This is a genomic window from Streptomyces sp. NBC_01485 (assembly GCF_036227125.1).
Classification (GTDB): Bacteria; Actinomycetota; Actinomycetes; order Streptomycetales; family Streptomycetaceae; genus Streptomyces.
This window is the reverse complement of sequence record NZ_CP109435.1, coordinates 388,229-402,705: the sequence shown is the minus strand read 5'-3', so window position 1 is coordinate 402,705 and position 14,477 is coordinate 388,229. Positions and strand designations below refer to the sequence as shown.

15 protein-coding genes and 2 pseudogenes are annotated in these 14,477 nt (G+C 72.1%); 12 read left to right on the top strand and 5 right to left on the bottom strand.

What is annotated here, in order from left to right:
* Positions 1-11: 11 nt before the first annotated feature.
* Complete coding sequence (locus OG352_RS01705; protein WP_329213542.1) at positions 12-1,469, bottom strand: FMN-binding glutamate synthase family protein; 1,458 nt, start codon at positions 1,467-1,469, stop codon at positions 12-14.
* Positions 1,470-3,107 carry an alpha/beta hydrolase gene (locus tag OG352_RS01700; protein ID WP_329223662.1) on the bottom strand — a complete coding sequence of 546 codons (1,638 nt, stop codon included), beginning with the start codon at positions 3,105-3,107 and terminating at the stop codon, positions 1,470-1,472.
* A 259-nt stretch (positions 3,108-3,366) separates the two neighbouring features.
* Between OG352_RS01700 and OG352_RS01695 the strand changes: the two genes are divergently transcribed.
* From OG352_RS01695 to OG352_RS01685, 3 genes are all read left to right on the top strand, one after another.
* Positions 3,367-4,077, top strand: coding sequence for a chaplin (locus tag OG352_RS01695; protein ID WP_329213540.1), 711 nt, complete (start codon positions 3,367-3,369; stop codon positions 4,075-4,077).
* A 138-nt stretch (positions 4,078-4,215) separates the two neighbouring features.
* The gene (locus OG352_RS01690) at positions 4,216-4,992 is read left to right on the top strand and encodes a GNAT family N-acetyltransferase (RefSeq protein WP_329213538.1); all 777 of its coding nucleotides are present in this window, start codon (positions 4,216-4,218) and stop codon (positions 4,990-4,992) included.
* A gap of 179 nt (positions 4,993-5,171) precedes the next feature.
* On the top strand, positions 5,172-5,939 hold the full coding sequence (locus tag OG352_RS01685; protein WP_329223661.1) for an ArsR/SmtB family transcription factor: 768 nt from the start codon (positions 5,172-5,174) through the stop codon (positions 5,937-5,939).
* Between the two features lie 105 nt (positions 5,940-6,044).
* Here OG352_RS01685 and OG352_RS01680 read toward each other — a convergent pair whose 3' ends face one another.
* Both OG352_RS01680 and OG352_RS01675 read right to left on the bottom strand, forming a co-directional pair.
* On the bottom strand, positions 6,045-6,485 hold the full coding sequence (locus OG352_RS01680; protein WP_329213536.1) for an SPW repeat protein: 441 nt from the start codon (positions 6,483-6,485) through the stop codon (positions 6,045-6,047).
* 111 nt (positions 6,486-6,596) lie between these two features.
* Positions 6,597-7,292: a type 1 glutamine amidotransferase domain-containing protein gene (locus OG352_RS01675; protein WP_329213534.1), complete on the bottom strand. Its 696-nt coding sequence runs from the start codon at positions 7,290-7,292 to the stop codon at positions 6,597-6,599.
* 224 nt (positions 7,293-7,516) lie between these two features.
* Between OG352_RS01675 and OG352_RS01670 the strand changes: the two genes are divergently transcribed.
* The gene (locus OG352_RS01670; protein ID WP_329213532.1) at positions 7,517-7,687 is read left to right on the top strand and encodes a hypothetical protein; all 171 of its coding nucleotides are present in this window, start codon (positions 7,517-7,519) and stop codon (positions 7,685-7,687) included.
* Positions 7,688-7,853: 166 nt separating this feature from the next.
* On the opposite strand, the pseudogene OG352_RS01665 reads toward OG352_RS01670, so the two are convergent.
* Positions 7,854-8,039: pseudogene (locus tag OG352_RS01665) on the bottom strand (helix-turn-helix domain-containing protein); the annotation flags it as partial.
* 159 nt (positions 8,040-8,198) lie between these two features.
* On the opposite strand from OG352_RS01665, the gene OG352_RS39870 reads away from it, so the two are divergent.
* The 8 genes and pseudogenes from OG352_RS39870 (at position 8,199) to OG352_RS01630 (ending at position 14,443) form a co-directional block, all read left to right on the top strand.
* Positions 8,199-8,282, top strand: coding sequence for a putative leader peptide (locus tag OG352_RS39870; RefSeq protein ID WP_350760414.1), 84 nt, complete (start codon positions 8,199-8,201; stop codon positions 8,280-8,282).
* 250 nt (positions 8,283-8,532) lie between these two features.
* Positions 8,533-9,087, top strand: coding sequence for an NADPH-dependent FMN reductase (gene ssuE, locus OG352_RS01660; RefSeq protein WP_329223659.1), 555 nt, complete (start codon positions 8,533-8,535; stop codon positions 9,085-9,087).
* Positions 9,088-9,095: 8 nt separating this feature from the next.
* Positions 9,096-9,224 (top strand): annotated as a pseudogene (locus OG352_RS01655) (SfnB family sulfur acquisition oxidoreductase); the annotation flags it as partial.
* A 58-nt stretch (positions 9,225-9,282) separates the two neighbouring features.
* The gene (locus tag OG352_RS01650) at positions 9,283-10,425 is read left to right on the top strand and encodes an LLM class flavin-dependent oxidoreductase (protein ID WP_329213531.1); all 1,143 of its coding nucleotides are present in this window, start codon (positions 9,283-9,285) and stop codon (positions 10,423-10,425) included.
* A 255-nt stretch (positions 10,426-10,680) separates the two neighbouring features.
* On the top strand, positions 10,681-11,031 hold the full coding sequence (locus OG352_RS01645; RefSeq protein ID WP_329223658.1) for a YciI family protein: 351 nt from the start codon (positions 10,681-10,683) through the stop codon (positions 11,029-11,031).
* Positions 11,031-12,236 carry an RNA polymerase sigma factor gene (locus OG352_RS01640; protein WP_329213529.1) on the top strand — a complete coding sequence of 402 codons (1,206 nt, stop codon included), beginning with the start codon at positions 11,031-11,033 and terminating at the stop codon, positions 12,234-12,236. The genes OG352_RS01645 and OG352_RS01640 overlap by 1 nt, the downstream gene beginning before the upstream one ends.
* Positions 12,237-12,460: 224 nt before the next feature.
* Positions 12,461-13,786 carry an aldehyde dehydrogenase family protein gene (locus OG352_RS01635; protein ID WP_329213527.1) on the top strand — a complete coding sequence of 442 codons (1,326 nt, stop codon included), beginning with the start codon at positions 12,461-12,463 and terminating at the stop codon, positions 13,784-13,786.
* Positions 13,787-14,026: 240 nt separating this feature from the next.
* Positions 14,027-14,443 (top strand): hypothetical protein, encoded by a 417-nt coding sequence (locus OG352_RS01630; RefSeq protein WP_329213525.1) that lies wholly within the window; start codon positions 14,027-14,029, stop codon positions 14,441-14,443.
* Positions 14,444-14,477 lie beyond the last annotated feature (34 nt).

Sequence of the window (14,477 nt, the reverse complement as noted above, 5' to 3'; positions counted from 1 at the left end):
CCGCCGCGGCGCTAGCGGAAGTTGTCCGGGTCCGCTTCCTTCCAGTCCGTCGCCCATGACTCCGGGGGCCCGGCGAGCAGTTCGCCCGGCGCGAGCCACTCGTACAGCTCCGCGTACGAGCGCACCGTGCCCGGGCCCGCCCGCCGGACCAGCTGGGCGGGGGTGAGCTCGCCCGGCGTGCGGACTCCCATCGCCGCCATGACCGAGACGGCGTCGCGCACCGTCTCCCGCTGGTAGCGCAGGACTTGGGCGGCCTGGGCGGCCACGTTCAGGGCACGGGCCCGCAGCGGGTCCTGCGTCGCGACGCCGGACGGGCAGCCGCCGGTGTGGCAGCGCCGGGCCCGGACGCAGCCGACGGCGAGCATCATCGCGCGGGCCGCGTTCGTGTAGTCGGCGCCCTGCACGAGGCGCCTGACGATGTCCGAGCCCGTGGCCACCCGGCCGCTCGCCCCGATCCGGACCCGGCCGCGCAGCCCGACGCCGACCAGCGCGTTGTGCACCGTGATCAGCCCCTCGGTGAGGGGCATGCCGAGGCGTCCGGCGATCCCGGTCGGCGCGGCGCCCGTGCCGCCCTCCGACCCGTCCACCACCACGAAGTCGGGGGTCACGCCCTCCGCCAGCATCGCCCTGCACACCGCGAGGAACTCCCGCCGCGACCCCACGCACAGCTTGAGCCCGGTCGGCTTGCCGCCGGCCAGTTCCCGCAGGCGGGCCAGGAACAGGACCAGTTCCCGGGGTGTCGAGAACACCCGGTGGCAGGGCGGCGACACCACCGGCTCGCCCACCGGCACCCGCCGCTCCCGGGCGATCTCGGCGCTCACCTTCACCCCCGGCAGCACCCCGCCGCTGCCCGGCGCCGCCCCCTGGGACAGCTTCAGCGACACGCACTTCACCTCGGGCAGCGCCGCCTTGTCCGCGAACTCCCGTGCGTCGAAATCCCCGTCGGCGGTGCGGCAGCCGAAGTACCCGGTCCCGATCTCCCAGATGAGGTCGCCCCCGCCCCGCAGGTGGTACTCGGACAGCCCGCCCTCCCCGGTGTCCTGCGCGAAACGGCCCAGCGCCGCACCCCGGTTGAGGGCGAGGACCGCGTGCGAGGACAGCGCCCCGAAACTCATCGCGGACATGTTGAGCAGGGCCATGTCGTACGGCTGGGTGCAGTCGGGTCCGCCCACCCGCACCACCGGCGCCTCCTCGGCAGCCTCGACCGGGTGCAGCGACGGCACCAGGAACTCGTCCCCGTCTCCCTCACGCCCGTCGCGCACCCTCGCCGTCGGATACCGCAGACGTCCGGTCAACGGATGGTTGCGCAGCACGGGGCGGCGGCGTTGCAGCCGGTCCCGGCCGCCCAGGCACGTCAGCGCCAGCGCCGGGATCGCCGCGAGCCACCACCGGGCGGACAGGGCGCACGCGGCGGCCGTCGTCCCGGCGGCGGTGAGGGCGACGAGCAGCAGCGGCAGGAGCCGGCGCACTCAGCCGTCGTCCTCGTCGGGCCCGCAGGAACTGCCGCTGGGCGGGAGGGAGCCGTACAGCAGGAAGTCGTCGACCTTGCGGTGCACGCACTTGGACGACCCGTAACCGGTGTGGCCCTCGCCCTTGTTGTCGAGCACCACGGCCGAGGAGCCGAGCCGCTCCGCCGTCTCCATGGTCCACCGGTACGGCGTCGCCGGGTCGCCGCGCGTGCCGACCAGGAGCATCTTCGGCGTGCGCAGCTTCTTCACCTCGTCGCGGATGAAGTCGGTGCCCTTGGGGCGGCCGTAGCACATCAGGACCTCGGTGAGGCGGTACTGCCCGAAGACCGGTGACGCCTTGTCGTACGCGGCCCGCAGCCGTCGCAGGTCCGAGGTGAACTGCCCGGCGCTGGGACGGTCCGGGTCGTCCGCGCAGTTGATCGCCATCAGCGCCGCGGGCAGGTTGTCGAGGGGGACGTCCTCCGCGTCGACCAGCGCTCCGGGAGTGGGCTCGACGCGGCCCGGCGCCCGCAGCGGGAAGGGCAGCGGGGGCGGGAGCGGGAGCGGGAAGGCGACGCCGCCGGCCGCGAACCCCATGACGCCGCTGGCGTCGCCGCTCTCGATGAGCTGGGCCAACGCCCGCTCCAGCAACGGCCACAACTCCCGGCTGTACAGCCCCTGTCCGAGCGCGCCGACGAGATCCTGGCCGGAGAAGTCGGCGCCGAAGTCCGTCGGCACCGGGTCCTCGTCGAGCGAGCGCACGAGCCGCACGATCTCCTCGCGGGCCACGCGCGGATCCTGGCCGAACGGGCAGGCGATGTCCTTCACGCACCAGCCGACGAAGTCGTCCAGGGCCACCTGCTGCCCCCGGGCGCCCGCGACCCCCTGCTCCGTGAGGGGTTCGGTCAGCGTGTCGACGCCGTCCAGGACCAGCCGGCCCACCCGGTCGGGGAACCGGGCGGCGTAGACCGCGCCGAGCCGGGTGCCGTACGAGAAGCCCAGGTAGTTGAGCTTCCTGTCGCCGAGCGCCTGGCGCAGCACGTCCAGGTCCCGTGCCGCGTCGACCGTGCCGATGTGCGGCAGGACCGGGCCGGAGTGCTTCACACAGTCGGCGGCCGCCTGCTTCAAGCGGGTGAGCAGCGCCCGTGGATCGGCGGGCGCCGAGTCGTCGTCCAGGGAGGCCAGCCCGCTGTCCTCGCCGTCCCCGCAGCTCACGGGGGAGGAGCGGCCGACGCCCCGGGGGTCGAAGGTGACCACGTCGTAGCCGTCGGTCAGATCCATGAACTCCTTTCCGCTGTAGGCGAGTTCGGGGACGCCCGCGCCGCCGGGACCGCCGAAGTTGAGCACCACCGAGCCGCGCTTGTGGCCGGTGGCCCGGTAGCGGGCGAGCGCGAGGTCGAGCGTGCGCGCCTTGGGGCGGGCGTAGTCGAGGGGGACGGTCAGCTTGGCGCACTGGAGGTCGTCGGGCATGCCGTCGCCCTTGCACGCCGACCACGCGATCTTCTGGCCGTAGAACCGGGACAGGTCCAGGCGGTCGTCGCCGTCGGTGGCGCGGTGCGCGGTGGCCGTCGGCAGGCCCGCGCCCAGCAGGGTCAGTGCGGCGGTCGCGGCGAGCGCGCAGCGTCGCAGCCCGGGCCGCATCGGCAGCTTGGCCAGCATCAGTGCCTCCAAGGACGCCCGCAGCGGTCCGGGAACGGCGCCCTCGATCACGATAAGCGGCCTCCGCACGACCCGCCTCCGGGCGGCCGGGACACCGTCCGGCAGCCCCCTCGGCGCCCCTACGGCGGGCGTGACACCAGTTCGACGAAGGGGCGCCCAATGGGGTGAAAGGGTGGTCAGGCATAACCCGGATGCCTCGTCGGCGTTCTATCGGGTGCGGGCGAGTGCCCGCGATCCATGTCTGGAAGGCAGGGACCCCATGAGACGGGTTACCCGAACCGGTGTGCTGGCCGTCGCCGCAGTCTCCGGCGCGATGGCCGTGACACTGCCCGCACACGCCGACTCCGCGGCGAACGGCTCCGCGGCCGGCTCGCCCGGGCTGATCTCCGGCAACGGTGTGCAGCTCCCGGTGAACCTCCCGGTGAACCTGTGCGGGAACACGGTGAACGTGGCGGGACTCCTGAACCCCGCCGCGGGCAACACCTGCGCCAACGAGGGCAAGGGCGCCGCTCCCGGGGCGCAGGGCGCGTCGTCGGACGGCGGCGCCACCGCGAACGGCGTCGCGCAGGACTCGCCGGGCGTCCTGTCCGGCAACGGAGTCCAGCTGCCGGTCCACCTCCCGGTGAACGTCAGCGGCAACAGCGTGAACGTCGTCGGCATCGCGAACCCGGCGTTCGGCAACGAGTCCGTCAACACCTCCGGCACCTCCGGCGAGGAGCCCGTGCGGCCCACCGAGCCCGCGCCGCAGCCGCCGGTCCGGCACGACCCGCCCTCCGAGCCCCAGCAGCCGGGCCCGAAGCCCGTCCCGCACGCCCCCGCCCTCGCACCCCAGGCCGGGGCGCCCGAGGCCGTGTCCTCGCTGGCACGCACCGGAGCCGACGCCACCCTGCCCACGCTCGCCGGCAGCACGGCCATGGTGCTCGGCGGAGCGGCCCTCTACCGGAGGTTCCGCCCGCGCGCTGAGCGTTGACCGGCTCCTGAGTGAGGACGGCCGACTGACCGGCCGGCCGGTCGGCCGGTCGGCCGGTCCGAGGGCCCCCTGTGGAAACAGGGGGCCCTCGGCCGTAATCCCCTTGTGAGGGGTGCGCCGGGATGCTGGAGTGGGCGTATGGATCATGCCGCGGTACTCGCCCTGTACGACCGGGAGATGCGCGAAGGCGCGCGCCCCGAGACCTCCGACGCCCGTGTCGAGCGGACCGGGGGCGTGGTCCGGCACGTCGGCGGCGAGGGCGGCTGGAGCGGTGTCCTCTGGTCGGACCTGGACTCCGTCGGCGCCGACGCGGCGATCGCGGAGCACGTCGCCCACTTCACCGGGCTCGGCCACGAGTTCGAGTGGAAGCTGTACGGGCACGACCGCCCGGCGGACCTCGGGCAACGGCTCACGGCGGCCGGTTTCACGGCCGATCCGCAGGAAACCCTGATGATCGGCGAGACGGACGACCAGCTCGTCGACGCCGAACCGCCCGAGGGCGTCCGCATCGTCCCCGTCACCGACCGGGCGGGCGTCGAGCTCATGGTCGAGGCGAACGAGAAGGCCTTCGGCCGTGACGGCTCCTGGCTGCGCGACCTGCTCCTCGCCCGCCTCACCGCCGAGCCGGACGTGATCGTCGCCCTCCTCGCCATGGCCGGGGACGTGCCGGTGAGTTCGGCGCGGATGGAACTGATCCCCGGCACGAGCTTCGCCGGGCTGTGGGGCGGCGGCACCGTCCAGGCCTGGCGCGGCCGAGGCATCTACCGCGCCCTGATCGCCCACCGCGCCCGCATCGCCGCCGACCGCGGCTACCGCTACCTCCAGGTCGACGCCTCCGCCCAGAGCCGCCCCATCCTCCAACGCCTCGGCTTCGCGGCCCTGAGCACGACGACGCCGTACGTGTACGCGAAGTAGGCGGTAGGGCGGTAGGGGAGTCGTGCGGTAGGCCCCGGTGTCCCAGCTCAGACACGTGGAGCGGATTCACGGGGCGAGCCTGCGGACGCACGCGGAGCGGGTGCCCGATTGACATGCAGGTAATTGGCTGCATAACGTGGAGTGTGCGATCAGCAGCAGGCTCGGGGGCGGACCCGGGCATGGACAAGGTCTTCAAGGCGCTGGCCGACGGCACGCGCAGGCGGCTTCTGGACCGGCTGCGTGAACACGGTGGCCAGACGCTCGGCGAGTTGTGCGGGCACATCGACATGACGCGCCAGTCGGTGACCCAGCATCTGGCCGTACTGGAGGCCGCCCACCTGGTCGTGACGGTGCGGCGGGGGCGGGAGAAGTTGCACTACCTCAACCCGGTCCCGCTCCACGAGATCCAGGAGCGGTGGATCGACCAGTTCGAGCGCCCGCGGTTGCGCGTGCTCTCCGACGTCAGACGACGAGCCGAGGAAGCCATGACCGACAAGCCCACCTTCGTCTATGTCACCTACATCGCCAGCACACCGGAGAAGGTCTGGGACGCGCTCACCGACGCCGACCTGACCGCGGCCTACTGGGGACACAGCAACGTCTCGGACTGGCGGCCGGGCTCCCGCTGGGAACACCGGCGCACGGACGGCACCGGGATCGCGGACGTCGTCGGCACCGTCGTCGAGAGCGAGCGGCCGACACGGCTGGTCACCACCTGGGCCTCGCCTGAAGAGGAGGGGGCGCCGGACCGGCACTCGCGGGTCACCTTCGACATCCGGCCGCACGCCGACATCGTCCGCCTGACCGTCACCCACGAGGACCTCGACGACGAGGGCGAACTCGCCGATGTCTCGGGCGGCTGGCCGGCGGTGCTGTCCAACCTGAAGTCGCTTCTGGAGACCGGCAGGACGCTGCCGCAGGAGCCGTGGTCGATGCCCGGCCACTGAGCAGCGGCCAGTGGCCAGTGGACGGCGGACGCGGCTGGGCCTGCCCGCGCCTACGGGCAGGCCCAGCCGCCTTCCTGTTCCCTGGTTCCGGGGTCTTTCCGGCGTCTACGGCTTCGGGGCGCTTCTCGCCGCCGTGAAGGCGCACATCGCCCCCAGGATCACTGCCAGAGCGCCGATGATGATGTTGTTCACTGCGACACCGGCGTCCGGGCTGTCGCCGACGACCCACGGTGCGATGATCATCCACACGCCCAGCGCGCACATGGCCCAACTGAGGCCGTACATGCGAGCGGGAGCCGCCGTGAACCCGAGGGCCAGCAGGCCGATCGCGATGCCGACGATCAGGTTGTGGGTCACCAGTGCCGGCTGGCTGACGGTGTAGTGGAGTATCCACGGGGATACGGCGCAGTACAGACCGAGCAGGAACACCGGTCCGTCCACGAGCGCCACATCACGGCCGTCGAGCATCCGGTCGTAGCGGACCCGCATCTCGGATACGTCGGGGTGGGTCGATATGTCACTTCTGCCGGGCGAGACGTTGGCCATGACTCGTCTCCTTTGACTTGCAGGCCTGACCGCGTCTGGTGCGGTGTGCGGTAAGCGCCGCGCACCTTCATTCTGCGCTTATTCGCCCTTTATGTGTAGTGGTGGGAGCCGTCAGTCGAGCTTCTTGAGCAGTTCGACGGCGAGCGGGGCGGAGGAGGCGGGGTTCTGGCCGGTGACCAGGTTGCGGTCCACGACCACCTTGGGCGCCCACGGCTCGCCGACCTGGACGTCGACGCCCGCCTCGGTCAGCCGGTCGTGGAGCAGCCACTTGGCCTTCTCGCCGAAACCGGCCTGGATCTCCTCGGCGTTGGTGAACGCGGCGATCTTGTAGCCCGCGAAGGCGTTGGAGCCGTCCTCCCGTACGGCGGCCAGGAGTGCGGCCGGCGCGTGGCAGACGACGCCCAGCGGCCGGCCCGAGCCCAGGGCGTCGATCAGGAGCCGGCCGGAGACGGCGTCGACGGCCAGGTCCTCCATCGGGCCGTGCCCGCCGGGGTAGAAGACGGCCGCGTAGTCGTCGAGGTCCACGTCCGCCAGGCGGATCGGCTGCTCCAGCTCGGTCATGGCGGCGAGCGTGGCGGCGATCCGGTCGGCGCCCTCCTGGCCGCCGTTGAGCTCGGCGGCGAGGCTGCCCTTGTCCACCGTGGGGACCACACCGCCGGGCGTGGCGACGACGACCTCGTGACCGGCCGCCCGGAACGCCTCGTACGGTGCGGCGGCCTCCTCGGCCCAGAAGCCGGTCGGGTGCTGGGTGCCGTCGGCGAGCGTCCAGTGGTCGACGCCGGTCATCACGAAGAGGATCTTGGCCATGAGGGTGCTCCAGGTGTGTTGTGTGAGGGTTGTTGTGCGCTTGCCGTGTGGGGTGTTGCGCCCCAAACCTAAGCCTTGCGAAGCGTGCGCCGCGCACCGCCCCGGCTCACTCGCCGGCGCGGCCCAGCGCCTCGTACGCGACGGCCGGACATGATCGCACCGATCGCGGGCAGGCGCATTTCTGACGGCAGTTGTCCGCTACCCGGTTGGAGGTGCCTGCCGCTATGCGCGCGAAGGTGTTGGAGCGGTTTTCCGCGGGAGGTCCGCGCGGGTCGTGGCCGGCGGAGGAGTGCGCGGCGCGCCGCAGGGCGGAGGGACAGCCCGCGACCGTGGTCATGGACCTGAAGTCGGACGCGTTCCTCGTCGTGGTCCCGGCGTCGTCCGACGACGACTGACCGGGGGCGAGGGGCGAGGGTCGGGCATTCGGGAGCGGGGCGGGGCGGCGGTCAGGCATGACGTAGCCCGACCGCATCCCGATCAGCGGTACGTCGAGCAGGCCGTCCACCGACACCGACACCAACGGCGCTGCGGCCAACGGACTGTCGGGCCGCAGGCACATCACCGGTCCGAGGCCCTCATCGTGGCCCCGGACCGCTTGCGCTCCAGGAGGTCCACCTCGAGTTCGCGTTCCAGGTTTCGCACGGTCTCGCTCAACGCGGGCTGGGACAGGCGCAGTTCCCCGGCGGCTCGGAGCGGTGAACCGAGTCGGGTGACCGCTGCGATGTAATCCAGTAGTTCCGTTCGCACGCCTGGAGAACGCACGCCTGGAGAACGCGGGCCTATTCGACGGCCGTTCAAGGGTTTCCCTGTCACCTGTCACACCGTCGTGGAATTCAATGGTCCGCGATACGAGACCGGTCGGGTTTTCCTTGACTGCCGTCGCCGACGGCTGCCACGATCGACGGTATGAAGATGCGACTGGACCTCACGCGGCGACGCCATGTCGACCTCGCGCGCGTCTCCAGCGCCTCCTGTTGCGCCGCGGCCTGATCCCCGTCATCCCTTTCCTGTGATCCGCCGCGTTCTCTCCCCCGCTCTCTGCACTCCTTAGTAGTCCCTGAATTCCGCACCGCCTTTTGCGTGCGTGGAAATTCGACGTGCCCGAAAACTCTCCGCAACACGAGTTCCGCATGTCCGCAGGGCCCATGAGGTCGACCGCATGAGCACCGCGACCCCCGCCGACTGGCACACCCGCCCCGCCCCGCAGTCCGACGAGGGCGCTCCCTTCGAAAGAGGACCCATGGCCACCGTCCTGTCCGTCTCCGGCAGCCCCTCCGCCTCCTCCCGCACCGGCCGCCTGCTGCGCCACCTCGACCAGCAACTCGCCGCCCAGGGACACGAGGTGATCCCGCTCGACGTCCGCACGATCCCGGCCGAGGCCCTGCTCGGCGCGGACTTCCGCCACCCGGCGATCGTCGAGGCGACCGAACTGTTCGCGCGCGCCGACGGCGTCGTCGTCGCCACGCCCGTCTACAAGGCGTCCTACTCCGGGGTCCTCAAGGCGCTCCTCGACCTGCTCCCGCAGTACGCGCTCGCCGGCAAGACGGTCCTGCCGCTGGCCACCGGCGGCTCCACCGCCCATGTCCTGGCCATCGACTACGCCCTGCGTCCCGTGCTCAACTCCATGGGCGCGGCCCACATCGTGCAGGGCTGGTTCACCCTCGACAAGGACATCACCGCCCACGAGGACGGCTCCATCACGGTCGCCCCGGCCGCCACCGACGCGCTCAGCCAGGTCGTCGACCAGTTCTCGGCCGCGCTCGGACGCACGCCCTACCTGGCCGCGGCGAGCTGAGCGAGGTCTCGCTCAATCCGCACCGGCATTGGCGTGACGCCCGCACGCACACCCTGCACGACCCCACCCGCCGGAAGATCCAGCGCATCGGCCGGTGCGTGCTGAACGGCACCCGGCCGCCCCGCCACGGCCTGCTCCAGCACCCTCGACGCACCTTCGATACGCCTTCGAAGCGCCCTCGATCGGAGACCCCGCATGTCCCTCACGTTCCACTGGTTCCTCCCCACCAACGGCGACAGCCGCCATGTCGTCGGCGGCGGTCACGGCACCCCCGCCACCGCCTCGGGACGGGACCGGCCGCCGACGGTCGCTTATCTGAGCCAGATCGCCCGCGCCGCTGAGGACCTCGGCTTCGTGGGCGCGCTCACCCCGACCGGGGCCTGGTGCGAGGACGCCTGGCTGACCACCGCCATGGTCAGCCAGCACACCGAGCGCCTGAAGTTCCTCGTCGCGTTCCGGCCCGGCTCCGTCTCGCCGACGCTCGCCGCGCAGATGGCGTCCACCTTCCAGCGGCAGACCGGCGGACGGCTCCTGCTCAACGTGGTCACCGGCGGCGAGAGCCACGAGCAGCGGGCCTACGGCGACTTCCTGGACAAGGACGACCGTTATCGCCGTACGGGTGAATTCCTCGAGATCGTGCGGGAGTTGTGGGAGGGCAAGACCGTCGACCTGAAGGGCGAGCACCTGCGGGTGGAGGAAGCGAAGCTGGCCCGGGTGCCGGATCCGGTGCCCGAGGTGTACTTCGGGGGATCCTCGGCCATCGCCGGTGAGATCGCCGCGAAGCACGTCGACGTCTACCTCACCTGGGGCGAGCCGCCGGAGCAGGTCGCCGAGAAGATCGCCTGGGTCCGGGGGCTCGCGGCGAAGCAGGGGCGGACCCTGCGGTTCGGGATCCGGCTGCACGTCATCACCCGGGACACGTCGGAAGAGGCCTGGGCGGAGGCCGATCGGCTGCTCGCCGGGTTCGACTCGGAGACCGTGAGGTCCGTCCAGGCGGGGCTGGCGCGCAGTGAGTCCGAGGGGCAGCAGCGGATGCTCGCGTTGCACGGGGGCGGGCGGGACGGGCTGGAGATCCATCCCAACCTGTGGGCCGGGATCGGGCTGGTGCGTGGGGGTGCGGGGACCGCGTTGGTCGGCAGCCATGAGGAGGTTGCCGAGCGGATCAAGGAGTATGCGGCGCTGGGGATCGAGGAGTTCGTGCTGTCCGGGTATCCGCACCTTGAGGAGGCTTACTGGTTCGGGGAGGGAGTACTGCCGAGGCTGGCCGAAGAAGGGTTGTGGCGGCATCCTTTCCGTGGCGATGTCGCTTCCTTGCCGCAGGTGCCGTTCGCGGGTTGAGAGGGGGGTGGGTGTCCGGGGTGCGTTGGCGGGTGCGGGTCCGTTGTGGTTGCTCGCGCAGTTCCCCGAGCCCCTAACAGGCTGCAGTCCTCTGCGATTCTGAGAACCGCTGTTTTCCGCGCCCCTCGAAGTCCGCGCCCCTCGAAGTCCGAAAGCCAGCGGGATTCTTTCCCGTTTCGCGGTGTGGGGTGTCGATCCGAGGGGTCGCCGTTCGTGTAGGAGGTGAGAGAACGGTACGACGCCAAGGAGGACGTCATGAAGAACTACCTGCTCAGCGTGGTCCAGCCGGCCGGCGGTGAGCCGCCCGCCCCCGACGAGCTCGCGGAGATCATGCGCCGTGTGGAGGCCTACAACGACGAACTGCGCGCCGCCGGGGCCTGGGTCTTCGCCGGCGGACTGCACGGACCGGAGACGGCCACCGTGCTGCGCCCGCAGGACGGCGACGTGCTCATCACCGACGGGCCGTACGCCGAGGGCAAGGAATACCTCGGAGGGCTGTGCCTGATCCGGGCCGCCGACCTGGACGAGGCCCTCGAATGGGGCCGGAAGGCCGCCCTGGCCACCACGCTCCCCATCGAGGTGCGGCCGTTCGTGGACACCCACTGATGGGTGACCCCGTCGACGTCGAGGCCGTCTTCCGCGCGGAGTACGGCCGGGCCGTCGCCGTCCTCGTCCGCTTCCTCGGCGACATCGACCTCGCCGAGGAAGCGGTCCAGGACGCCTTCACCACGGCCGTGCGGCGCTGGCCGGAGAGCGGTGTGCCGCCGAGCCCGGCCGGCTGGATCATCACCACCGCCCGCAACCGGGCCGTCGACCGGCTGCGCCGCGAGTCCACCCGGGACGCCCGGCAGGCCGAGGCCGCCCTGCTGTACGCCGCCGACCCGCCCGTGGAGGAGGGCCCCGTGCGCGACGACCGGCTCCGCCTGATCTTCACCTGCTGCCACCCCGCGCTGGCCCCGCAGGCGCAGGTCGCCCTGACCCTGCGGCTGCTCGGCGGACTCACCACCGCGCAGATCGCCCGCGCCTTCCTCGTCCCCGAGCCGACCATGGCCCAGCGCCTGGTCCGCGCCAAGGCCAAGATCCGCGACGCGCGCATCCCGTACCGCGTGCCGCGCGACGCCGATCTGCCCGACCGGCTCAAGGGCGTCCTCGCCGTCGTCTACCTGATCTTCAACGAGGGGTACAACGAGGGGTACGGGGGCGATACCGGCCTGTGCGCCGAGGCCGTGCGCCTCGGCCGGCTCCTCACCGAGCTGATGCCGGACGAGCCCGAGGCCGTCGGCCTGCTGGCGCTGATGCTGCTCGTCGAGTCCCGCCGGTGCGCGCGCGAGGCCGCCGACGGCATGCTCGTGCCGCTGCCCGAGCAGGACCGCGCGCGGTGGGACCGGGAGCTGATCGCCGAGGGGCAGGCGCTCGTCCGCCGCTGCCTGCGCCGCAACCGGCCCGGGCCGTATCAGATCCAGGCCGCCGTCCAGGCCGTCCACAGTGACGCGCCGACCGCCGACGCCACCGACTGGCGGCAGATCCTGCGCCTGTACGACCAGCTCATGGACCTCGCCCCGAGCCCGGTCGTGGCCCTGAACCGCGCGGTCGCCGTGGCCGAGACGGAGGGGCCGCGCCCGGCCCTCGACCTCGTCGACGCGCTGGACCTCGACGGCTACCACGTCTGGCACGCGGTCCGCGCCGACCTGCTGCGCCGCCTGGACCGGACCACCGAGGCCGTACGGGCCTACGAGGCGGCCCTCGCGCTGAGCGAGAGCCCGGCGGAACGCGCCTTCCTCGACCGCCGCAGACACGAGCTCCTCGCCTGATCCGGGCCCGATCCGGGCCCGATCCGAGCCTGATCCGGGCCCGGTCCGACGGGCGCGCCGGTGCCGGTGGGAGGGGCGCTGTCCCGGGAATGTATTTTGGTGCATGAAAGGTTGGCATATACATCGAGCTGGCCGCTCACCCAGAGACACCCGAGACACACCCGAGCTACCTGAGACACCCGAGAAACCAGGGCCGCGAGGCCCGTGCACCCCAGCGAGGCACCGTGACCACCGTCGCCACCCCCGAACAGCCCGCCGACGTCGTCGCGCGGCTGCGCGCCACCTTCCGCACCGGCCGCACCAAGCCCGTCGACTGGCGCACGGACCAACTGCGCCGGCTGCGCGAGCTGCTCACGGAGCGCGGCGCCGACCTGGCCGCCGCCCTCCACGCCGACCTGGGCAAGAGCTCCACCGAGGCCTACCGCACCGAGATCGACTTCACGATCCGGGAGATCGACCACACCCTCGATCACCTGGAGGAGTGGCTGCGCCCCGAGCCCGCCCCCGTCCCCGCCCACCTCGGAGCCGACGCCACCGCCTGGACGCAGTACGACCCGCTCGGCGTCGTCCTCGTCATCGCACCCTGGAACTACCCGGCCCAACTCCTGCTCGCACCGCTGGTCGGTGCCCTCGCCGCCGGCAACGCGGTGGTCGTCAAGCCGAGCGAACTCGCGCCCGCCACCTCCGCCGCCCTGGCCCGTCTGCTGCCCGCGTATCTCGACACCGACGCGGTCGCCGTCGTCGAGGGCGGCGTCCCGGAGACCACCGCCCTGCTCGCCGAGCGCTTCGACCACATCTTCTACACCGGCAACGGCACCGTCGGCCGCATCGTCCTGCGCGCCGCCGCCGAGCACTTGACCCCCGTCACTCTCGAACTCGGCGGCAAGTCCCCGGCGTTCGTGGACCGCGACGCCGATCTCGCCGTCGTCGCCGACCGGTTGGCGCGCGGCAAGTTCCTCAACGCGGGGCAGACCTGCGTCGCTCCCGACTACGTCCTCACCGACCCGGAGACGGCCGCCGCCCTCGAACCCCTGCTGACACACGCGGTCGAGACGGTCTACGGCACCGACCCGCAGACCTCCGGCGCATACGGCCGCATCATCAACGAACGCCACTTCGACCGGCTCACCGGCCTGCTCGACTCCGGCCGGATCGTGGTCGGCGGCGGCAACGACCGTACGGACAAGTACATCGCGCCGACCGTCCTCGCCGACGTCGACCCCAAGTCGCCCGTCATGCGGGAGGAGATCTTCGGCCCGATCCTGCCGATCGTGACCGTCGACGGCCTGGACGAGGCGATCGCCTTCATCAACGACCGCGACAAGCCCCTCGCCCTGTACGTCTTCACCGACTCCGCCGACACCCGTGGCCGCATCGCCGCCGAAACCTCCTCCGGGGGCCTCGGCTACGGGCTGCCGCTCGCCCATCTCACCGTCTCCGACCTGCCGTTCGGCGGCGTGGGCGAGAGCGGCATGGGCAACTACCACGGGCGCTACTCCATCGAGACGTTCAGCCACCGCAAGGCGCTGCTGGAGAAGCCGCTGCGCTGAGCCGACGCGGGCGGCGGGCGGTGGGCATCACGCGGTGGGGGTCTGGGCGGAAGCGGACATGGACACGCGCGGGCGGAAGTGGCTCGCCAAGTGGCAGCAGGGGAACGGGTATTAGCCCGGAACGGCACGGTCCGTAGTCCGAAACGGCCAATTCCGGCGGACTTTCGAATCCGGCATGCACGAAACGCCGTCGGCGGACGCCGTGGAGGCAGAGGGTGAAACCGTCGCCTTCCGGGGCTCATGGGCCCCGTACCGCCGCGGCACACGGAGATCACCCCCGCCACGCTGAGCAGGGAGGCCACCGAACGGGAGATCGCCACGGCGCTGCACGTGCTCAGCGGCCTGCGGCACGGCCGCCGGGGCCTGCCCAAGGCCCTGCGCGCCCTGGTGGAGTACGTGCCGGCCGTGGTCGGCTTCGTCGACGACGACCTCGAACTCCCCCTCCCCGACGGCGATCTGGCCGACATAGTGGAGGAGGTCGTCGCCCACGGCGCACCGCCTGCCGCGGAGCGCCGCCGCGCCAGGGCCGGCGCACTGCCCGAACGCGGGGAGCCGGCCGTGCACACCGTGTCCTCGCCCACCCCCCGCACGGCCCGGCGCTGGAGCCGCGACGTCCAGGAGGCACTGCGCAAGTGCGAGGAGACCGTGGCCTGTTGAGCGCGCCGGCCAGGCCCGTAGGGGTGTCCGCGGT